The sequence below is a fragment of the Micromonospora sp. NBRC 107095 genome, assembly GCF_030269705.1.
Taxonomy (GTDB): Bacteria; Actinomycetota; Actinomycetes; order Mycobacteriales; family Micromonosporaceae; genus Micromonospora; species Micromonospora parva.
Map to the genome: position 1 here is coordinate 337,774 of NZ_BSTU01000003.1, position 19,078 is coordinate 356,851.

Genomic DNA, 19,078 nt, shown 5'->3' on the forward strand with positions numbered 1-19,078 from the left:
AGTGCTCATGCGGTCGCGGCCTGAAGGGCGGGGCCGAGGAGGAGTCCACCGTCGATGACGTACTCCGACCCCGTGATGAACGACGCGTCCGATGACGCGAGGAACAGGAGCAGACGGCTGACGTCGGTCGGCTCCCCGAGCCGGGGGATCGCGAACGGCTCGGGTGAGTAGAAGTCGGCGATCGCCGCGACCGCGCCGGCTGCTGGTTCGTGGATGAAGGAGGTCGATATCACGCCGGGGTGGATGGTGTTCACCCGGATGTGGTCGCGGCCCAGCTCAAGTGCTGCCGTTTGGGTGAGGCCTCGTACGGCCCACTTGCTGGCGACGTACGGCGCGTAGTGAGCCGTGCCGCCCAGGCCCATGGTCGAGGCGATGTTGACGATGGCTCCCCCTGCCGCCCGGCGCAGCGCGGGGGTGGCGACCTTGATGCCGAGGAAGGTCCCGGTGAGGTTGATGTCGAGGATGCGCGACCAGGTGGCCTGCTCCGTGTTGTCGATCGTTGCCGGCGGATTCTGCACGCCCGCGTTGTTGACGAGGACGTTCAGGGCGCCGAAGGCGCTCTCGGCGGCCAGCACAGCGTCGGACCACGAGCTCTCGTCGGTCACGTCGAGACGGGCGAAGCGAGCGCGGGTCCCGAGTTCGTCGGCGAGAGCGGCGCCGCGTTCCGCGTCGATGTCGCCGATCACCACGTTCGCTCCCTCGGCGTGAAAGGCGCGTACGTGGCTCGCGCCCTGGCCGCCGGTCCCACCGGTCACGAGCACGGTCTGGTTGTCGAAGCGGGGCATCAGATGTTCCTTCGGTACGAGGGTGGCTGACCGGGGTCATCGGTGATGAACGGGCGGCCAGTGGTGAGCCGGTCGACTCACCTCTCCCCCGACACTAGGTCGACGGAAGAGGCGAGTCAAGCCACTCACCTCGTATGCTCGGCCCATGAGCAGGGTCTTGACGACGTACCACCAGCGCGTCGCCCAGGAGAAGCGCGCGCTGATCGTGACGGCCGCGACCGCGCTGTTTCTCGAGTTGGGCTACGACCGGACGTCGCTGGCGCGGATCGCCGAGCGCTCAGGAGTTTCGCGGGCCACCCTGTTCAAGCAGTTCCCGAGCAAGGCCGCGCTGTTCGACGCCATCGTGACCGAGTCCTGGTCGACCGCCGACGAGGAGGACCCTCCGCCCACGGGCAACGTCGTCGACGGGCTGAGCATCATCGGTCGCCGTTACGCCGCGTTGCTGGGCCGCGCCCAGATGACCGACCTGTTCAGGATCGTCATCGCCGAGCTGCCGCGGTTCCCGGAGCTGGCCCACGCGCAGTTCTCGCGCGGGAAGATGCCCTACTTCGAGTCCGTCCGCAGCTATCTCCTGGCGGAGCACGAGGCGGGAACGGTGCGGGTCGAGGACGTGGAACTCGCTGCCACCCAGTTCCTGGGCATGATCTCCAACTACGTCTTCTGGCCGACACTGCTGGTGCCGGGCTGGGAGGTGAGCGCCGAACGCACCGCCCAGGTGGTCGACGAGGCCGTCCGCACCACCGCCGCCCGGTACGCCACGACGTGACCAGAGACCTCCGCGCACCGCACCGACGCCCGGCAGGAGCTCCGGGTGCGCCGGTCACGGGCGCTCGACGGCTTTTTCGGCGGCGCGACTGACCTGCTCCCAACCCGCCCAGGTGTCCATCCGCCGACGGGAGATGTCGAACGCCAGGTCGTACACCATGCTGCCGAGCAGGAGCCGCAGCGGCGGGTCGTCGCTGTCGACCAGCCGCAGCAACGCCTCGGCGGCCAGCCGGGGTTCGCTGTCGATCGAGCCTTCCGCCCACTGGCGTTCCAACTCGGCGCGCAGTGGCGCGTAGGCGTCCATCGGGGTGGTGGCGCGCACGCTGGTGTAGAGGTCGGTCCAGTAGCCGCCCGGCTGCACGATGCTGACGGTGATGTCGAAGGCCGCCGCCTCCATCGCCAGCGCCTCACTCATCCCCTCCAGGGCGAACTTGCTCGCGCTGTACAGGCCGGTGCTGGGGAAGCCGCCGAGCGCGGCGATGCTGGAGACCTGCACGATGTGGCCGGACCGTTGGGCGCGCAGGTGTGGCAGCACGGCCTGGCTGACCCAGAGCGCGCCGAAGAGGTTGACCTCGAACTGGGCGCGCGCCTCGGCCTCGGTGAACTCCTCGATCATGCCCATGGACAGGGTGCCGGCGTTGTTGACGACGATGTCGAGCCGGCCGAAGTGCTCGACGGCGGTGCCCACGGCCGCGATCACGGCCGCGCGGTCGGTGACGTCGAGGGTCAGGGCCAGCAGCCGGTCGGCGTACTTCTCGTCGAAGTCGCTGTGAGCGATGGTCCGGGCGGCGGCGACCACCCGGTCGCCGCGGTCGAGCGCGGCGTCGGCGAAGGCGCGGCCCAGGCCGCGGCTGGCGCCGGTGATGAACCAGGTGCGCGGGGCGGCGTCGGACGGGGTGCGCATGCGGAGCCTCTTTCCTCTTGGCGAGACGAGACGGTCCGTCTCGTTATGCCAGAAGGCTAGACCCCCGGCGACACCACGTCAAGACGAGACGGTCCGTCTCGTCGTTGCTATCGTGTGCCCCATGACGCCCAACACGGCCCGCCGACGCGAGACCTCGCGCCGCGCCATCCTCACCGCGGCCTTCGACCTGCTCCAGGAGACGGGGTACGCGAAGCTCAGCATCGAGGGCATCGCCGCGCGGGCCGGCGTCGGCAAACAGACCATCTACCGCTGGTGGCCGTCGAAGGGCGCGGTCATCTTCGACGCCTTCCTCATGCTCAGTGAGGCCACCGAGGGTGGGCCGCCGACGCTGCCGGACACCGGCGACCTGGCGGCGGACCTGACAGTGGTGCTGCGCGCGACGGTCGAGGAGATGAACGACCCCCGCTACGAGCAACCGATGCGGGCGCTGGCCACCGAGATCGCGCTCGACCCCGAGCTGGCCGCGGCGTACGCCGAACGGTTGGACGGGCCGTTGAAGGAGGCCAAGCGGCAGCGCCTGCGCAGCGCCCAGCGGGCGGGCCAGATCGCCGACGACGTCGACCTCGACGTGGCGGTGGACCTGATCTGGGGTCCGGTGCTCGCCCGCTGGCTGCACCACAGCGGCCCGCTCACCGCCGAGTACGCCGACCTCGTCGTCAGCACCGCCCTCAACGGACTGCGGCCGCGCCGATCCGACGAGTGACGACCGGTGGGACGACTTTGCGCTGCCGCAGCACGGTGCGGCAACATCAGGCGCCGTGACGGCACCAGGCACGGCCCCGGACAACGACATTCCGGCCCGCACGCCCCGGGTGAGTCGGCGGGTCAGACACTGGTTGGCCGGTGCCGGGGTGGCCACCCTGGCCGCCGTCCTCGGCATCACCCTCGCCGTACGCGGCGGCGCCACCCCGGCCTGCGCCGCGCCGCCGACCGGCAACGCCGTCCACAAGGGCAAGGCCAGCTTCTACGACGCGGGCCGCTCGGGCGGCAACTGCTCCTTCCCGGGCCCGCCGGCGGACCGGCTCTACGTGGCCCTCGGCGCAGCCCAGTACTCCGGATCGGCGGCCTGCGGCAGCTACCTGGAGGTGAGCGGTCCGAAGGGCACGGTCCGGGTCATGGTGATGGACCGGTGCGGCGGCTGCGGACCCAGCAAGATCGACCTTTCCACCGAGGCGTTCACCAGGATCGCCGACCGGTCGCAGGGCATCGCACCCGTGACGTACCGGGCGGTGGTGAACCCCCCGCTCGACGGCGGGCTCACCTTCCGGATGAAGGGTGGCGCGTCGCAGTACTGGTTCGCGGTGCAGGTCGGCAACCACGGCAACCCACTGCGCTCGGTCGAGGCGAAGGGGCCGAGCGGCGGCTTCCGCAAGGCCGTCCGCCAGAGCGACAACCACTGGACCATCGAGGGCGGGATCGGCCCCGGGCCGTACAGCATCAGGGTGACCGACGTGTACGGACGCCAGGCGACCGCGACCACCATCCGGATGGTCACCAAGCAGGTCCAGCGCAGCACGGCCGCCCTCGCCAACGCCTCCCCCACACCCAGCAACTCCCCCACGCCCTCGCCGACCGCCAGCGCTGCGCCTTCGCCGAGCGCGACGGAATCGGTGGCGCCGACGGCGACAGTCGAGGCGCTCGCCGACGCCCCCGGGCTGGACGCCTCTCGCTGCTGACCGACCTGCCGAACACGATCGTCAGTCCCTGCGCGCACGCAGGATCCGCCTCAGCGGAACGCCCGCGCGACAATCGTCAGTAGCGCCGCACCGAACACCAGTACGCGGTGCACCGCGTACACGATCCACACGCCGAGCATGCCGACGGCGGTGACGATCAGGGCTGGGCCCACGAAGGCCGCTTCCTCCACCACCCAGCCGCCCGCGATCACCACCGTGACCACGACGCCGAGCAGCACAACGGCACGTCCCACCCCCTTTGCCGCCTGCCACAAAACCGTCGCGTGGGCCCGATCTGGCCGGACGCCCGCCGGGGGCATGACCGGCGATGCCGGCGCCCGCGCCGCCAATTCGTCGAGTTGCCGGCCCGCGGCGCGGTCCCGTTCGTCGACGGAGCGACGCAGCACCGCCTCCAGCGCGCGCAGGTCGTCCCGGTCACGGAGCAGCCCGGTGCGTGGATCACCGAGGAGCAGGAGCGGAACCAAGGGCTCCTCGTCGGCCGAGTGAGCGAGCAGCCACGCGTCACCGAAGCCCTTCAGCTCACCCGGTCGCAGCACCGTGACGCTCCCGGAGAGCAGGCTGATCCGCGGCGATGCCGGAGCAGAACCGAGCACCAGGTCAGCGCCGTCGATGATCACTTCGGCGTCGATCAGGTCCCGGCAACTCTCGGTGAGACGCCGAGCGACTGTGGTGACGACGCCGACCACCACCACTGACACGACCAGCACGATGGCGCCGAGCAGCTCGTTGCGTTGTGTCGCCACGACGACGAGCACCAGCGACGGGACGAGGACGACCAGGTACCAGCCGACGAACAGCACGGCCCGACGGCGGTCCAGCCACCGGTTGAGCCGGGCACGCTCGGGCTGGTCCGGAAAGCGCCGCAGAGAAATCCCGTCGGCCGGCGGGACCGGTTGTCGGCTCAGTTGGTGGAAGCGCTCACCCGCCAGCACCGCCAGATCCCGCGCGAACTGGTCCTCGTCGTAGGCCACCTCGGCGAGCTCGAACAGCTCGATGGCCGGCCGGCCGTCCACCGGGCTCTTCTCCGGCAGCGGGACGCCCAGGCTCACCCCGGCCGCCGGCACCAGGAGCAGGCGCGGGCCCCGCAGCAGGTGCCGGCCGGCGGTCGCGGGCGGGTCGGCGAGCACGACCGCGGCGACCTCGTCCCACCGCAACTGGCGATGGAGCTTCGGTGTCCGCACCGACCAGCCCGCCGTGTCGACGTCGACGCGGAACGGCAACACCGCGTCCCGCACCAACCGGCCGCCTGTCGCCAGGCCGAACGCCACGGCCGCCGCGCCCAGGAACAGGCCGACCCAGGCGACGTCCAGCATCGCGTACGCGATCCCGACAGCGCCGGTGAGCAACAGCATCCCGAACAGCAGGAGGACGAGACGGTCGAAGTACGGCTGCCGTACCTTCACCAGCTCATCGTTGAGCACCGGGTCAAGCCCGGCGAGGTGGGCTCAGGCCCAGTTGAGGCGGTGGCGCAGGAGGGCGCGTTCGGCCGGGTTGGTGGCCAGGGCGAGCGCGCGTTCGTCGGCGGTGCGTGCCTGGGTGGCGTCGCCGAGGTCGCGGAGCAGTTCGGCTCGGATGGCGTGGAACAGGTGGTAGTCGTTCAGTTCACCGGCCAGGGTGTCGACTTCGGTGAGCGCGACCAATGGCCCGCTGACGTAGCGCAGGGCGATTGCCCGGTGCAGCCGCGTGACAGGTGATGGGGCCAGGCGCAGCAGCATGTCGTAGAGCACAGCGATCTGGGCCCAGTCGGTCTCCTCCCACCGGCCGGCCTCGGCGTGACAGGCGACGATGGCCGCTTGAAGCTGGTACGGGCCTGGTCTCTTCCGCGCTGCGGCCTGGGCGATCAGCCTGCCGGCGACGGCGATGGCCCGGTGGTCCCAACGGGATCGGTCCTGGTGCTGGAGCTGGACGATCTCATCGTCCCGGTTGAAGCGGGCGCCGGCCCGGGCTCGGTGCAGCCGGATGAGCGCGAGCAGACCCGCGACCTCTGGTTCGGTGGGCATGAGTTGATGCAGCAGGGCGGCGAGGAACTCGGCGTCGTCAGTCAGGTCGCCGGATTGGGCCCGGTCACCGCCCGTGGACAGGTACCCCTCGTTGAAGAGCAGGTAGATCACCGCAAGGACCTCGGTGAGCCGCGAGCCGAGATCGTCTTCCGACGGGATCCGGTACGGGATGGCCGCGTCGCTGATCTTCCGTTTGGCGCGGGTGATGCGCTGCCCTACGGTGCTCTCCGGGACGAGGAACGCTCGGGCGATCTGCGCGGTGGTCAGACCGCACACCACCCGCAGGGTGAGGGCGACCTGGGCGGCCCGGGGCAGCGCCGGATGGCAGCAGGTGAAAATCAACCGAAGTCGGTCGTCCGGTGGCGGCTCGGCCGGCCATGTCACCAGCGCGAGCTTGCGGCGGTGGCGCTGCTCGCGGCGGATCTGATCCAGACCGCGGCGACGGGCCACGGTGTACATCCAGGCAGCTGGCCGCTCGGGGATGCCCTCGACCGGCCAATGGGTCAGCGCGGCCTCGATGGCGTCCTGGACGAGGTCCTCGGCGGCGCTGAAATCACCGACCAGATGCACCAGGGACGCGGCGAGCTGGCCCGCGTGTTCTCGGACCACGCGGGTCAGCTCGGCGTGCGTCGGTTGGCTCATCCGGCGATGGGACGGATCTCCACCACCGGGCAGGCCGGCCAGGACCTGGCGATCCGCAGCGCCTCGTCAAGGTCGGCCACCTCGATTTCGGCGTAGCCACTGATGATTTCTTTGCCCTCCACGAACGGGCCGTCGGAGATCAGCGGCTCGCCTCGGTCCAGCCGAAGCGTGGTGGCGGTCTCCGGCGGCATCAGGTAGGCGTGGTGAGTGATCGTGTCGTGGTGGTCGGCGAACCACTGCTGCACGCGGGCGTAGGCCCGGTTGCGCTCGGGTTCGTCCATGGCGGCCAGGTCGGCGGCGAACTGTGGTGTGTCGACGAACATCAGCACGTACTTCATCGTTCCTCCAGCAGCGGTCTCCGGGACGAGGCGGGTGAAGCGCCTCCACCAACCAGACGACCAGCGAGGGCCCTCATCCGACAACCAGCCGAACCTGTTCCCGGGTACGTGTCAACGACCGGCGCGGCACTGTGGTGACCACCCCGTTCCGGCAGCGGTTGGCCTCCGTCGTCATGAACGCGGGGAGAGCGAATCCCGGTTGCGGCGGGACCGGTGGCGGCGAAACCATCGCCGTGTGGATGTGGTGGTGCAGTGGGTTCACACGTCGTGGACCAAGCGGTCGCGCGGCGGAGCCGAGGCCGCCCGGCGTAACGCCGTACCGGTGTCGTTCGTCCTGCCGGTACGCACGGCGCCGTTCGTCCAGGAGATCGTGCTGACGGAGGCCGATGGGTTCGCGCCTCGCGAGGGGGCGACGCGCCCGCCGTACCGGAGCGAGATGCGTCTCAAGAGGGTGGATGGCGGGCTTCAGGTTGAGCTGATAGCGGCGGACTGGGGTGTGCCACGCCGTCACCGCCGGCCTCCCACTGTGCTACTTGCCCGCGGCGAATGGCTGCGCTGGCACATCAACTACCGCTTCACCGGGATGAACGGCGGGGCCATGTTCTACCGCCTGGACACGCTCAACCTGGCGCACGGCGCGGTCCCGGCCGACACCTTCCTCGGCGAGCCGCCTCGGTTCATCGACGAGCGCGCGCACATCTGGTAGCCACCATCGCCGGGCCTCCGCCAGCGCACCCGGCGTACCATCCGGCGGTGATTTCGGAATCCTTCGATGCCCGGGGTGGGCTCACCTACGTGGACCGCCTCGACTTCACCCGGGGCAACCCCCTCAGAGCCGTCCGTCGACTGGCCTGGCCGACGGTGAAGCTGCACGCCGACGACAGCACAGTGACCTTCACGTGGCGTACCGGATCAGACACCCTGGAACACTTCTGGGTGACCGCGCTGGCGCACCGCCCACTCCACGGACGGTTCCCGCTGCCGGCGACGGCTGTCTCCTTCGAGGTCGAGGGGCGCGACGAGGTCCTGCTGTTCTGGACTCCCCGCGCGGGCGCGGTCCTGCGGGCACTCGAAAAGCTGGGCTGGGACGCCGAAGACGCCACCCCCTAGACCCCGTACGTGTCGAGTTGCTGGCCCGGGCGGGAAAGAGAGAAGGGACACCCTCTGACGCATGTTGACAGCCGTTTCGGGCGAGTGACAGCGTTGTCATCGACTCATTTCCTCCATATGAGACGAGGAGCGCATCTTGCTCTATCGGAACTCACCGCGTCGACGGGCGACGGCAGCCGCCGCGGCCGGCATTCTCGTCACCGGGCTGGCGCTCGCTCCGTCCGCGCCGGCCCAGGCCGGCCGCGACAAGCCGAAAGACGGGACCGTGCGGTCGGGCAACGCACGTTTCGAGGTGCTGTCCCCAACCCTGATCCGCACCGAGTACCAGAAGGACGGCAGGTTCACCGACGCCGCCACCTTCAACGCCATCGGGCGCGACGACTTCCCCCGTACGCGTTTCACCCAGCACGTCGAGCACGGCTGGCTCACCATCGACACCGGCGCGATGACGCTGCGCTACCAGGTCGGTTCGGGGGCGTTCACCGCCGACAACCTCACCGTGCAGCTCAAGGCCGGCAAGCAGCTCGTGCAGGGCCAGCCCTGGGCCGGCCACACCGCCCCGGCCTGCGCGTTCGGCGCGCTCTGCGAGGCCGAGTCGCTACAACTGAACGGCCCCGGTGTGGCCACCGACCACCAGGGACACACCGGGCGCGGCTTCGCGGCCGGTTTCGCCTCGTCCGGCGACTCGGCCACGTTCGCCCTCGACGCGGCGGAATCCGGCACCAAGCAGCTCACCGTCCGCTACGCCAACAGCACCGGCGGCGACGGCCAGAACGTGGCCCGCACCCTGACCGTTCAGGTCGACGGCGACACCGGCCGCATGCTGACCCTGCCGCCCACCACGAACTGGGACACCTGGGCCCTGGCCAGCGTGCCGGTCGACCTCACCGCGGGCCGCCACGAGATCAGCATCGTGCGGGGTCCCAACGACTCCGGCAATGTGAACATCGACAGCCTCGCGGTGGTCAACCCGGGTGCGGCGTACCCGGCACCGGCCGCGCCCCAGCCGCAGTCGCTGCGGTTCGGCACCCTGGGCGAAGCCGAGACCGGCGCGCTGACCGGCGGCGCGAGGCCCGCGAACGACCACAACGGCGCTTCCGGTACGGGATTCCTGGCCGGCCTGGAAAACACCACGTCCGCCGTCGCGCTCACCGTGACGGACGTCCCGGCCGCCGGCGACTACCAGCTGCAGATCCGCTACGCCAACGGCCAGGCCGGTGCCCAGCCGAGCCAGGCGCGCACCATGTCGGTCACCGCCGGGACGGCGGCACCGGTCACGGCGACCCTTGCGCCGACCAGCGGGTGGGACCACTGGAACACCGCTTCCGTGCCGGTCCACCTCGACCGCGGCACCACCACCGTGACCCTGGGATGCCCCACCGACGCCAGCTGCAACGTCAACGTCGACACCGTCGCCGTCACGAGCAAGGACTCCCCGCTGCTCGCCCCGCACGCGCCGCTCGGCGGCTACCGCCGCGGCCTGGACGGCGTGACCGGTGCCGCGCTCACCGCCCCGGGCCTGCTCTACCAGGACGGCTGGTACCTGCTCGACGACTCGGCCTCGGCCCTGCGCACCACCAAGCCCCGGCCCGCCCCCGAACAGGACGGCTACGTCTTCGCGTACGGGCAGGACTTCACCCGTGGCCTCAAGGACCTGTCGACCCTGACCGGGCCCACGAAGCTGCTGCCCCAGTGGGCGTACGGGGTGTGGTACTCCGAGTACTACGACCGCACCGCCACCGAGTTCCAGGACCTGGTGAACCGGGCCAAGGCCGAGGGTGTGCCGCTGGACGTGCTCGTCCTCGACACCGACGTCAAGGCCCCGGACAAGTGGAATGGCTGGAGCATCGACCCCACCCGCATCCCCGACCCGAAGGCGTTCTTCGCCTGGGCGAAGAAGCAGGGCCTGCACACCGGCATCAACATCCACCCGAGCATCCTCGGTTCGGACCCGAAGTTCGCCCAGGCGCAGGCCACCGCGAAGGGCAAGCTGCAACGCGTCGGCTGCAACGGCGGCCCGGACTGCTACACGTTCGACTTCGGCGACCCGGACCAGCTCAAGGCCTATATGCAGCTCCACGACGGGATGATTCCGAAGGGCAGCAAGGGCCTCGACCTGTGGTGGCTGGACTGGTGCTGCGACAACACCAGGTCGTCGCTCGCCGGGGTGACCGGTGACGCGTGGATCAACCAGCAGTACGCCGACAAGACCGGCTTCGCGTTCTCCCGCGCGTACGGCTCGTTGCAGGCCGGTGGTTACAGCAGCCCCACCCCCGTGGCGACCGGCCCGTGGGCCGACAAGCGCACCACGCTGCACTTCACCGGCGACACCACCAGCGACTGGTCGACCCTCCAGATGGAGGTCGGCTACACCCCGGGCGAGTCGGCAGCGACCGGGCTCGCCGCCGTCAGCCACGACATCGGCGGGCACACCGGCGGCCTCCAGGAACCGGGCACCGAGCCGGGCAGTACCAAGCTGCCCGACGACCTCTACGCCCGGTGGGTCCAGTTCGGCACGTTCCAACCGATCGACCGGCTGCACTCCAACCACAGCGACCGGCTGCCCTGGCAGTACGGTCCGGCGGCCAACGCGTCGGCCAAGAAGTTCCTGAACCTGCGCAAGGAACTGCAGCCCTACACCTACGCCGCCGCCAAGGAGGCCACCCGCACGGGCACGCCCATCGTCCGCTCCATGTACCTGGCGTACCCGAAGGAACAGGCCGCGTACGCCACCGCCGGATCCCAGTACCTGTACGGCCCGGACTACCTGGTGGCACCGGTGACGACGCCCGGCACCACCGCCACCACGTCGGTGTGGTTCCCACCGGGCAACACCTGGACCGACATCTTCACCGGGAAGACGTACCGGGGCGGCACCACGCAGAACATCACCACCACCCTGGACACCATGCCGGTGTTCAAGAAGCACTGACGGCCGCCAGCCTTACGGGGCTGGCTTCCACGGATCCGGACATCGGCCGGGTGGGGCAACCCACCCGGCCGATGGCCGTCCAAGGGTGCTGTCATCTTCGACGCGTTCCTGATGCTCAGCGAGGCCACGGCCGCGTTGGCGGCCCAGTATGCGGAGCGCGGGGATCGTGACCAGATTCAGTGCGAGCACAACGAGGAACGGCGCGCTGTGGTGGAGCGTGAACAGTGTGCCGAAGAGGATGGGGCCACCGATCTCGGCTGCCATGAACGAGTACTGCCACACGGCCAGGTAGTCGCCCCGTTCCGCCTCGGGTGCCATGTTGCTGACGATGGCGACCGATGTCGGCGCATGGAGGATCTCGGCGAGACTGAACACGAGGACCGCCGCAGCGAGAGGAGCGACCGCGAACGGAAGCGCGGAGGATGCCGCGAACGCCAGCAGCGCGCAGCCCGCAACCCATGCGACGGCCGCGGTCCGCAGCACGGCGAACGGTTCGCGGCGACCCGCTTGGCGGGCGCCGATGATGCCGAAGCCAGAGATGAGCAGCGCGTTCCCGACCAGCACGACGGAGCTGACCCATCCCGGGCCGTCCAGCGCCGTGTTCATGACCACCGGCACAGTCAGGCCCAGGAGGAGCGTCGAGATCGCGAAGACGACGTTTGTCGAAAGCAGACCGAGAAAACGCCCGTCACGCAGCACCGTCCCCTGCGCGTGCGATGCGCCGGGGATCCGTGCGCGCGCTCGCGACCGTGCGACAGGCAGCATGAGCAGGACGGATACCGCCAGACAGCCGGCGGCGAGGAGGGCGAGCACGATATAGACCCGCGTGCCCGGAATCGTGAGCGCGATGCCGGTGATGATCCCGCCTGCCGCAATCCCCGCGGTGCGGGCGATGTTCGCCATCGCGAACCAGTGCTGCTGCCTGGGCCCGTACTGCGCGTGATCAGCGAGGGCCGCGAAGATCGTCGACCAGAACAGCCGACCGCCGATCGACATGATCGCAGTGACGGCGAAGACGCTCAGCGGGTCTCGGGCGACGGCATAGCCGAGGTAGGCGAGCGCCTGAATGCCTTGCGCGATGAGTACGAGTCGGCGTGCGCCGTATCTGTCGGCCAACCGGCCGGCCACGGCGGGCACCGGCACGGACGTGAAACCCGCGAGCCCCACGAGAACGCCGAGCATGCTCAGGCGGATGTCGGTGAGCTCGACGAAGAACACCAGTGAGAGCGGTAGGAACAGTCCGCTTCCGATGGATACGAACACAAGCGAAGCAGTGAGCGACGCGTCAACAGCACGGCGCCCGGAGTGGACAGACATTGAAGACCTTCGCGGCAGAGGTGAACAGGGCAGCATCCATCGCCCGCGCGCCTCGAAGACCCGCGGGAGCTAGCCCTGTCTCACGTCCATCGCGACCTTCACGGCCATGACTGTACCCGCGCGCACGCCACTGAACGTCCGCGCCCGATACGTGCCCTGAGCAGGCGCTTCGTTCGGCAGGTACCCGCTCAGTGCGTCGCCAATGGAAGAAGAGCAGGCGGCCGATGTAGTGCGCCGCAGCTTCACCAGGTCATCGGACTCCGAGCAAAGCGCCTGTCGCGCTCACCCAGGACCTCAAGCCCGACCGGACCGGCGAGGCCGCCGGGCCAGGGACAACCGCCCGAGGAACCTAGCGTGCATCGCAGGCAGGTTCGGGCGCAGCCCCAGGCCGTACGCGTCGTCGATCGCGTCGTGCATCGACGCGGCCAGGTAGAACGCCAAGGCGATGGAGCAGCCGTAAAATTCGGCGGCGAGGGCGAGTTGAGCCGGGGTGCACGGCCAGGGTGCGGCACAGTTGCGGCACAGCCACGCCGGACGCATCGGCAGGTGCGGGCGAGGGCGGGCGGTCATCCGACGTGCACCCGGGCTCGCCGGCGTTGGGCCGGCAAGGCCTGCATCCGCACGCCCGCTCGTCGCACGTACAACTCGCGCCGCGCCACGGCGTCGCCTGCCGCGTTGAGCTGGTAGCCCTCGACCCAGACCCATCCGTCGTACGTGTGCCGCTCGGGCAACTCGCGGATGACGCGTACGAAGATCGGGCGCAGGAACTGCACGCTCGCCGCGGTGGTCAGACAGACCACGTCCCCGGCCTTCAGGAGCTTTTCGGGTTTGTCGTCGGGCACGGTCTCCCCCTTCTTGCCGTTAGGAAGGGGCCGCTCCCGTGAGTGCTCGCCCGTCAGGAGCGGCCCCGCTGCGAGCGCGACCGCCGGGTCTCGTGATCCTCACCAACCGCGCCGCCTGGTGACACTCTGCTGTGGAGACCACTACGCTCGGAAGGTGCTTCCGTCGTCCGGGCTGACCTGGCCTAACGGGGTCCCGACGTGTGGCACCTCGGGTAGTCGATCTCCGATTTGAGGAGCGTTGAATGGCTGACGTGCCGAGCCCTCTCGCGGACTTCATCGTGAGCGAAATCCGCCGCGCTCGCGGAGCGTCCGGAATGACGCAAGAGTCGTTCGGCCGGGCAGCGGGCTTCAGCGCCTCACACGTCAGCGCCGTGGAGAGCGGTACCCGAGCACTGACGATGGACTTCATCAAGGGCGCCGACCGGGCGCTGAACAACGGCGGGCTCTTCGAGCGCCTGGCGACGAAGCTCGGCGCTCCGTCGTGGTTCCTGCCCTGGCTGGATGCTGAGCGCGAGGCGACACAGCTTCGCTATTTCGAGCCGAACCTGATTCCCGGGCTGCTACAGGTGGAGCACTACGCCCGCATCGTCCTGCGAACAGTCGAAAGCCTCACCGATGACGAGGTTGAGCAGCGCGTGCAGGGGCGCATGAGCCGGCAGGCGATTCTGACCGGCGAGCGTCGGCCGCAATTTGTCGCCGTGCTGGACGAAGTCGCGATCCGGCGAACGGGTGATGGTCTGGGCGGGGTCATGGCCCAGCAGGTCGCCCATCTGGTCGCGATGGCCGAACTCCCCCACGTTCACGTCCACGTCATCCCGATCGCCAGCGGCCTGCACATCGGGCTGTCCGGACCGTTCGCGCTGGCCCGGTCCAGCGAGGGCGTCTGGGTGGGACACCTCGAAAACCAGCTTGGCGGGGACGTCATCGACAAGGACGATGAGGTGGCTACGCTTCAGGCAAGGTGGGAGAGCGTCCGAAACGAGGCTCTACCGCGCCGGCAGTCCATCGACCTGCTGAAGGAAGTTGAGAGCCATCATGGACCTCAGTAACGCCCGGTGGCGCAAGTCCACCCGCAGCGGCGCGAGCGGCGGCAACTGCGTCGAGGTGGCAAGCAACCTGCCCGGTGTTGTGGCCGTCCGCGACTCGAAGGACGTCGCCGGACCAGCACTGGCCTTCTCCCCGGCCGCCTGGGCCGCGTTCGTCGCCCAGGTCACCGAGCGGCCGTAGCGCCCGCACCCGAGGCGGAGCGGGCATGGGGTGCATTGGGTTGGCCTGCCACTTGGCGCACTGTCAAGATCCCTATGCAGTTGAGGGACGCCTCGCGCACATCGACCAGGCCCGCCGACTGCGGTTCTCGTAGCGGCGGCAGCCACCGCCTCGTCTTGGGTCCACACGACCGTCGAGACTCGGCGGTGGCTGCTGCAGCGTCTACGGACAAACGACACCGTCGCCGCAGTTCACAACAGACCTCTTGCTGGAATGTTGCGCCGCCTCACATCCCTGACGGCACGAGCTGGTGGTGTCAGCTGAAGAGGGCGGTGGAGATGTCGGCGTAGAAGAGGGCCGGGTCGCGGGAGAGCGAGGCCTTGACGTTGGCGGTGGGACTGTCGGCGATTACTTCGAGCTTGCCCGCCTCCAGGCCGTCCAGAGCCAGGGCGACCACCTCGTGGGGTGGGAGTTTGGGGATGTCGTAGGCGGCCATCATGTCGGTGTCGGCTATCGCCAGGGCCAGGGCGGTGACCTGGGTTTTCTGGTCGGCCAGCTCAAGTCTGATCCCGTTGGTGAGAGACCATTCGGCGGCTTTGGAAGCGGCGTAGCCATTGCTGGCAGGGGCGAAGGTGTACCAGCTCAGCGCTGAGATGACGTTCAGAATGGCACCCCCGCCGAGCCGGGGAGCGAAGGCGCGGATGACGTTGAGGGTGCCCCAGAAGTTGGTGTCGAACTCGCGGCGGATGTTTTCCGTGGAGGGGCCGAGCAGGGGCGCGTTCGTGGAGATGCCGGCGTTGTTGATGAGGATGTCGAGTTCGCCCACCTCGGCTGCCGCGGCCTCGATGGACGTCGGGTCGGTGATGTCCAGGTGAAGGGGAACGGCGCCGGGGATGTCGATGCTCTCGGGCCGGCGGGCGGTGGCGTAGACGGTGGTGGCACCGCGGGCGAGCAGCGCCTCGGCGAAGGCCTTGCCGAGTCCACGGTTGGCACCTGTCACGAGGGCTTTCGTACCGTTGATCTGCATGCTCCCCACGCTAAAACCTCACGTTAATGTCAGAGGCAAATATCTGCGAGGTGGGTCACTGTGCGGGTAGGCACTAGTTGCCGACGCCGAGGCTCGACATGAACGCCGCCGGGTAACGGTCACCGCGCGCGGCACCCTTCGGCACGGCCGCCTCGATCTCTTCGAGATCATCGGCCGACAGCTCCACGTCCAGCGCCGGCAACGCCTCGGCCAGTCGCTGCCGGGTACGCGCGCCGACCAGCGGCACGATGGACGGGTCCTGCGCTGCCACCCACGCGATCGCCAACTGCGCCACCATGCACCCCTTCGCGTCGGCGACCCGGCGCAACGCCTCCACCAGGGCGAGGTTGTGCGACGCGTTCTCCGCGGAGAAGCGGGGACTGCGGTTACGCGGATCGTCCGCCCGCCCCGGCACCCAGTTCCCCGAGAGCAGGCCACGGCCCAGCACCCCGTACGCGGTCAGCCCGATGCCCAACTCCCGCAGCGTGGGCAGCACATCGGCCTCGACCGCCCGCGACAGCAGCGAATATTCAATCTGAAGATCAGCGATCGGATGTACGGCGTGCGCCCGCCGGACGGTCTCCGCGTCAACCTCGGAGAGCCCCACGTACCGCACGTAACCGGCGTCGATCATCTCCTTGATCGCGCCGATCGTGTCCTCGATCGGCACCGACCGGTCCAGCCGCGCCGGCCGGTAGATGTCCACGTGGTCGACGCCCAGCCGGGTCAGCGAGTAGCTCAGGAAGTTCCGCACCGAAGCCGGGCGGGAGTCCTGACCGGCGAACCGCATGCCCGGCCCCACCTGCTGCCCGAACTTCACACTCAGCAGGTAGCTGTCCCGGTCGCGTCCCCGCAACGCCTCCGACAGCAGCAGCTCGTTGTGCCCCATGCCATAGAAATCACCGGTGTCGACCAGCGTGACCCCCGCGTCCAGCGCGGCCCGTACGGTGGCGATGCTCTCCTCGCGATCGGCCGGGCCGTACGTGCCCGACATGCTCATCGCCCCCAGCCCCACCGCGGAAACCGTGGGACCCGTGTTGCCCAGAGTGCGTGTCTGCATCGAAACTCTCCCTCATCGGTCGATGTCGGCTCCACCCTGCGCCGCTTTCCGGCCCGCCGGCAGCGGAGCGCTTATCGTGGGAGCGCCGCTCCCTGGCTCGGTGCACAGTCCCGGGGCAGCATGGAGGCATGCAGCGTGAGCAGCTCGCCGACTTCCTGCGGCGCCGGCGCGAGGCCATCCGCCCCGCCGAGGTCGGCATCGCCGACGGTCCCCGCCGCCGCACCGCCGGCCTGCGCCGCGAGGAGGTCGCCATGCTCGCCGGCATGTCTGTCGACTACGTCGTCCGTCTTGAGCAGGGCCGCAGCAGCCAGCCGTCGACCCAGCTGCTGGGTGCCCTGGCCCGGGCCCTGCGCCTGACCGACGACGAGCGAAGCCACCTGTTCCACCTGGCCGGCCACCAGCCGCCGCCCGCCGACGGCATCGCCCGCCTGGCCCGGGCCGGCCTGGTCCGCCTGCTCGACCTGGTGGGCGACACTCCCGCCATGGTCCTGTCCGACCTCGGCGAGGTTCTGGCGCAGAACCGCATGTCGATCCTGCTCACCGGCGACCACACCGGGCTGACCGGCGACCGCCGCTACGTCGCCTACCGCTACTTCACCGACCCGGTCATCCGCGACCTCCACGGCCCCGAGGAATGGCAACGCCACGCCCGCCAGCAGGTCGCCGACCTACGCGCGGTGGCCGGCCGGAGGCCCGGCGACCCGGCCGTGACCGGCCTGATCGAACGGTTGCGGGCGGCGAGCGACGACTTCCGGCGGCTGTGGGCCGAACACGAGGTGGCGGTGCGCCGGGCCGACCGCAAGACGTTCCTGCACCCGCGCGTGGGTCGCATCACCATGGACTGCGAAACCCTGGTCACCCCCGACCTTGGCCAGCAACTGCTGGTGCTGACCCCGGCCGACGCCGAGGCCCGGGAGAAGCTTGAGCTGCTGCGCGTGCTGGGGGTCGAGGAGTTCCCGGCCGCCGTGCCGCACTGACCCTGTCGCACCCAGGCGGCTTGGTGGGCGACGGACGAGTCGACCTGTACGCCGGATTATGAACGTGAGATGTGCCCTGAGCAGGGGTTTCGTTCCTCTGGCACCCGCTCAGGGCGTCGCCAGGGCGTCCGGGCCGTGCGGGGGTGGGTCAGGCCGGCCTCTTGACCCTCAGTCGTCGAACTCGAAGCCGCTCGCCTCGGCGTCCCTGATCAGCCGCCGCATGCGTTCGCCGTCGGTGGCGACCGCGTTCATCCGCGCTTCCAACTCTTCCAGCGCCCCTCGGTCGGTGCCGTGGGCGCAGAACGTGCCGCCCTCGGAGGCATAGACGAATCGACCATTGAGCGACTGATCCTCAGTGCTGACGAGAACCTGCGCCACGCCTTCCCAGAAGTACCCGTTGGGCTCGTGACCGAGTTCTTCGACCAGGTCGTCAACCGGCGTTGTCCCCGCGTTCAGCAGCAAAGAATACTCACCGGGCGTTGTCTCGATCATGAGAAGCAAGGTCATCGGGGAAGAATGGCAGCCGTCGGTAGCCGGCGACAAGAATCGCGTCGTCGCTCTCACGATCGCGCCCCCGCATCTCCTGACCCGGGCTCGAATAGGCGGTCGATGGCGTGTCGCGTGCGTTCCTCGCTGGCCGGCATCAGGTGCGTGTAGACGCGGAGGGTGAAGCCGGGGTCAGCGTGCCCGAGGTACGACGCCAAGGCCTTGATACTTTCCCCTGCGTCGAGCAGCGACGAGGCGTAGAAGTGCCGTAGCGCGTGCATCCCGGTGGCCCGGGTCGGTGTGATGCCGGCCGCCACCACAGCGGGACGCCAACTCTTGTTGTCGAAGGTGCGCCGGTTGATCGCGCCCCGCCGGGTGCTGGTGAACAGCAGCGGCACCGTGACCCGCTCGTCGTCGGCCGGGTTCTCCCACGGCAGGGTGAGCGTTACCGGGTCGCAGTCCTTGATGTGCTGCCGCAACACCTGGGCGACGGAGTCCGGCAGCGGCACCCGGCGGTCCCGGTCGTTCTTGGGTAGCCCGAAAACGAGCCGGGAGCGGACGAGCTTGACCTGACGCGAGACATGCACCCATCCCGCGTCAAGGTCGATGTCGTCGACGCCGAGCCCCAGGATCTCGCCTTGGCGCAGCCCACAGCCGGCACCCAGGTCGACCATCGCGCGGTACCGGTGGGCGAGACCACCGCGGATTGCCGAAACCTGGTCGTAGGTCCATGGCACCACCCGGCGCTGCACAGGTCGCGGCGGCTTGACCGACTTTGCCGAACACGGGTTCTTGGCGATCCGCTCGTCGTCGACGGCCGCGCCAAGGATGGTCCGCAGGTGGGCGAAGACCACGGCCCGGGTCGCCGGGGCAAGCTTGCCGACCATCGCGGCATCCCACTCCCGGATGTGGCCCGGCTTGATCTCGGCCAGCTTCCGCGAGCCGAAGAACGGCAGCAGGTGCTTGCGT

Annotated in this window: 21 protein-coding genes; 9 read left to right on the forward strand and 12 right to left on the reverse strand. The window is 69.5% G+C overall.

The window, feature by feature from the left end; translation table 11 throughout:
• Positions 1–5: 5 nt before the first annotated feature.
• On the reverse strand, positions 6–785 hold the full coding sequence (locus QSK15_RS18305) for a glucose 1-dehydrogenase (RefSeq protein WP_285795381.1): 780 nt from the start codon (positions 783–785) through the stop codon (positions 6–8).
• 145 nt (positions 786–930) lie between these two features.
• Between QSK15_RS18305 and QSK15_RS18310 the strand changes: the two genes are divergently transcribed.
• Positions 931–1,551, forward strand: coding sequence for a TetR/AcrR family transcriptional regulator (locus QSK15_RS18310; RefSeq protein WP_285795382.1), 621 nt, complete (start codon positions 931–933; stop codon positions 1,549–1,551).
• A gap of 54 nt (positions 1,552–1,605) precedes the next feature.
• Here the strand turns inward: QSK15_RS18310 and QSK15_RS18315 are convergent, their stop codons facing one another.
• Complete coding sequence (locus QSK15_RS18315; RefSeq protein WP_285795383.1) at positions 1,606–2,454, reverse strand: SDR family oxidoreductase; 849 nt, start codon at positions 2,452–2,454, stop codon at positions 1,606–1,608.
• A gap of 121 nt (positions 2,455–2,575) precedes the next feature.
• Here QSK15_RS18315 and QSK15_RS18320 point away from each other — a divergent pair, with 121 nt between their 5' ends.
• Entirely contained in the window at positions 2,576–3,178 is a 603-nt protein-coding gene (locus QSK15_RS18320) for a TetR/AcrR family transcriptional regulator (RefSeq protein WP_285795384.1), read from the forward strand.
• Between the two features lie 55 nt (positions 3,179–3,233).
• Positions 3,234–4,151 carry an expansin EXLX1 family cellulose-binding protein gene (locus tag QSK15_RS18325; RefSeq protein WP_285795385.1) on the forward strand — a complete coding sequence of 306 codons (918 nt, stop codon included), beginning with the start codon at positions 3,234–3,236 and terminating at the stop codon, positions 4,149–4,151.
• A gap of 50 nt (positions 4,152–4,201) precedes the next feature.
• Here QSK15_RS18325 and QSK15_RS18330 read toward each other — a convergent pair whose 3' ends face one another.
• From QSK15_RS18330 to QSK15_RS18340, 3 genes are read right to left on the reverse strand one after another with little or no spacing between them, the layout of a single operon-like run.
• Positions 4,202–5,575 carry a hypothetical protein gene (locus tag QSK15_RS18330; protein ID WP_285795386.1) on the reverse strand — a complete coding sequence of 458 codons (1,374 nt, stop codon included), beginning with the start codon at positions 5,573–5,575 and terminating at the stop codon, positions 4,202–4,204.
• Positions 5,576–5,617: 42 nt separating this feature from the next.
• On the reverse strand, positions 5,618–6,814 hold the full coding sequence (locus QSK15_RS18335) for an RNA polymerase sigma factor (RefSeq protein WP_285795387.1): 1,197 nt from the start codon (positions 6,812–6,814) through the stop codon (positions 5,618–5,620).
• The gene (locus QSK15_RS18340; RefSeq protein WP_285795388.1) at positions 6,811–7,152 is read right to left on the reverse strand and encodes a YciI family protein; all 342 of its coding nucleotides are present in this window, start codon (positions 7,150–7,152) and stop codon (positions 6,811–6,813) included. Before QSK15_RS18340 ends, QSK15_RS18335 begins: the two co-directional genes overlap by 4 nt.
• Positions 7,153–7,387: 235 nt before the next feature.
• Here QSK15_RS18340 and QSK15_RS18345 point away from each other — a divergent pair, with 235 nt between their 5' ends.
• The 3 genes from QSK15_RS18345 (at position 7,388) to QSK15_RS18355 (ending at position 11,194) form a co-directional block, all read left to right on the forward strand.
• Positions 7,388–7,858, forward strand: coding sequence for a hypothetical protein (locus tag QSK15_RS18345; RefSeq protein WP_285795389.1), 471 nt, complete (start codon positions 7,388–7,390; stop codon positions 7,856–7,858).
• A gap of 47 nt (positions 7,859–7,905) precedes the next feature.
• Positions 7,906–8,262, forward strand: coding sequence for a hypothetical protein (locus QSK15_RS18350; RefSeq protein ID WP_285795390.1), 357 nt, complete (start codon positions 7,906–7,908; stop codon positions 8,260–8,262).
• Positions 8,263–8,398: 136 nt separating this feature from the next.
• Positions 8,399–11,194 (forward strand): TIM-barrel domain-containing protein, encoded by a 2,796-nt coding sequence (locus tag QSK15_RS18355; protein ID WP_285795391.1) that lies wholly within the window; start codon positions 8,399–8,401, stop codon positions 11,192–11,194.
• A gap of 12 nt (positions 11,195–11,206) precedes the next feature.
• On the opposite strand, the gene QSK15_RS18360 is transcribed toward QSK15_RS18355, so the two are convergent.
• From QSK15_RS18360 to QSK15_RS18370, 3 genes are all read right to left on the reverse strand, one after another.
• Complete coding sequence (locus QSK15_RS18360) at positions 11,207–12,547, reverse strand: MFS transporter (protein WP_352232187.1); 1,341 nt, start codon at positions 12,545–12,547, stop codon at positions 11,207–11,209.
• A gap of 258 nt (positions 12,548–12,805) precedes the next feature.
• Positions 12,806–13,081 carry a hypothetical protein gene (locus QSK15_RS18365; protein WP_285795393.1) on the reverse strand — a complete coding sequence of 92 codons (276 nt, stop codon included), beginning with the start codon at positions 13,079–13,081 and terminating at the stop codon, positions 12,806–12,808.
• Complete coding sequence (locus tag QSK15_RS18370; protein WP_285795394.1) at positions 13,078–13,353, reverse strand: hypothetical protein; 276 nt, start codon at positions 13,351–13,353, stop codon at positions 13,078–13,080. The genes QSK15_RS18365 and QSK15_RS18370 overlap by 4 nt, the downstream gene beginning before the upstream one ends.
• Positions 13,354–13,595: 242 nt before the next feature.
• Between QSK15_RS18370 and QSK15_RS18375 the strand changes: the two genes are divergently transcribed.
• Positions 13,596–14,402, forward strand: a complete 807-nt coding sequence (locus tag QSK15_RS18375; protein WP_285795395.1) for a helix-turn-helix domain-containing protein — start codon at positions 13,596–13,598, stop codon at positions 14,400–14,402.
• Positions 14,389–14,580, forward strand: coding sequence for a DUF397 domain-containing protein (locus QSK15_RS18380; RefSeq protein WP_285795396.1), 192 nt, complete (start codon positions 14,389–14,391; stop codon positions 14,578–14,580). The genes QSK15_RS18375 and QSK15_RS18380 overlap by 14 nt, the downstream gene beginning before the upstream one ends.
• Positions 14,581–14,875: 295 nt before the next feature.
• Here QSK15_RS18380 and QSK15_RS18385 read toward each other — a convergent pair whose 3' ends face one another.
• Both QSK15_RS18385 and QSK15_RS18390 read right to left on the reverse strand, forming a co-directional pair.
• Complete coding sequence (locus tag QSK15_RS18385; protein ID WP_285795397.1) at positions 14,876–15,586, reverse strand: SDR family oxidoreductase; 711 nt, start codon at positions 15,584–15,586, stop codon at positions 14,876–14,878.
• A 73-nt stretch (positions 15,587–15,659) separates the two neighbouring features.
• A complete protein-coding gene (locus QSK15_RS18390) occupies positions 15,660–16,646 on the reverse strand; it encodes an aldo/keto reductase (RefSeq protein WP_285795398.1) in 987 nt (328 codons plus the stop codon).
• Positions 16,647–16,774: 128 nt separating this feature from the next.
• Between QSK15_RS18390 and QSK15_RS18395 the strand changes: the two genes are divergently transcribed.
• The gene (locus tag QSK15_RS18395; protein WP_285795399.1) at positions 16,775–17,623 is read left to right on the forward strand and encodes a helix-turn-helix transcriptional regulator; all 849 of its coding nucleotides are present in this window, start codon (positions 16,775–16,777) and stop codon (positions 17,621–17,623) included.
• Between the two features lie 168 nt (positions 17,624–17,791).
• Here QSK15_RS18395 and QSK15_RS18400 read toward each other — a convergent pair whose 3' ends face one another.
• Together QSK15_RS18400 and QSK15_RS18405 are read right to left on the reverse strand one after the other, a co-directional pair.
• Complete coding sequence (locus tag QSK15_RS18400) at positions 17,792–18,130, reverse strand: Imm51 family immunity protein (RefSeq protein ID WP_285795400.1); 339 nt, start codon at positions 18,128–18,130, stop codon at positions 17,792–17,794.
• 53 nt (positions 18,131–18,183) lie between these two features.
• Entirely contained in the window at positions 18,184–19,068 is an 885-nt protein-coding gene (locus QSK15_RS18405) for a tyrosine-type recombinase/integrase (protein WP_352232190.1), read from the reverse strand.
• Positions 19,069–19,078: the final 10 nt, after the last annotated feature.

What these genes read in the sequence shown, in the direction of transcription:
- QSK15_RS18335 (WP_285795387.1), bottom strand. Translation starts at nt 6,814, where the DNA reads ATGAGCCAACCGACGCACGCCGAGCTGACCCGCGTGGTCCGAGAACAC.
- QSK15_RS18390 (WP_285795398.1), bottom strand. Translation starts at nt 16,646, where the DNA reads ATGCAGACACGCACTCTGGGCAACACGGGTCCCACGGTTTCCGCGGTG.
- QSK15_RS18305 (WP_285795381.1), bottom strand. Translation starts at nt 785, where the DNA reads ATGCCCCGCTTCGACAACCAGACCGTGCTCGTGACCGGTGGGACCGGC.
- QSK15_RS18400 (WP_285795400.1), bottom strand. Translation starts at nt 18,130, where the DNA reads ATGACCTTGCTTCTCATGATCGAGACAACGCCCGGTGAGTATTCTTTG.
- QSK15_RS18320 (WP_285795384.1), top strand. Translation starts at nt 2,576, where the DNA reads ATGACGCCCAACACGGCCCGCCGACGCGAGACCTCGCGCCGCGCCATC.
- QSK15_RS18340 (WP_285795388.1), bottom strand. Translation starts at nt 7,152, where the DNA reads ATGAAGTACGTGCTGATGTTCGTCGACACACCACAGTTCGCCGCCGAC.
- QSK15_RS18385 (WP_285795397.1), bottom strand. Translation starts at nt 15,586, where the DNA reads ATGCAGATCAACGGTACGAAAGCCCTCGTGACAGGTGCCAACCGTGGA.
- QSK15_RS18360 (WP_352232187.1), bottom strand. Translation starts at nt 12,547, where the DNA reads ATGCTGCCCTGTTCACCTCTGCCGCGAAGGTCTTCAATGTCTGTCCAC.
- QSK15_RS18310 (WP_285795382.1), top strand. Translation starts at nt 931, where the DNA reads ATGAGCAGGGTCTTGACGACGTACCACCAGCGCGTCGCCCAGGAGAAG.
- QSK15_RS18395 (WP_285795399.1), top strand. Translation starts at nt 16,775, where the DNA reads ATGCAGCGTGAGCAGCTCGCCGACTTCCTGCGGCGCCGGCGCGAGGCC.
- QSK15_RS18375 (WP_285795395.1), top strand. Translation starts at nt 13,596, where the DNA reads ATGGCTGACGTGCCGAGCCCTCTCGCGGACTTCATCGTGAGCGAAATC.
- QSK15_RS18315 (WP_285795383.1), bottom strand. Translation starts at nt 2,454, where the DNA reads ATGCGCACCCCGTCCGACGCCGCCCCGCGCACCTGGTTCATCACCGGC.
- QSK15_RS18365 (WP_285795393.1), bottom strand. Translation starts at nt 13,081, where the DNA reads ATGACCGCCCGCCCTCGCCCGCACCTGCCGATGCGTCCGGCGTGGCTG.
- QSK15_RS18380 (WP_285795396.1), top strand. Translation starts at nt 14,389, where the DNA reads ATGGACCTCAGTAACGCCCGGTGGCGCAAGTCCACCCGCAGCGGCGCG.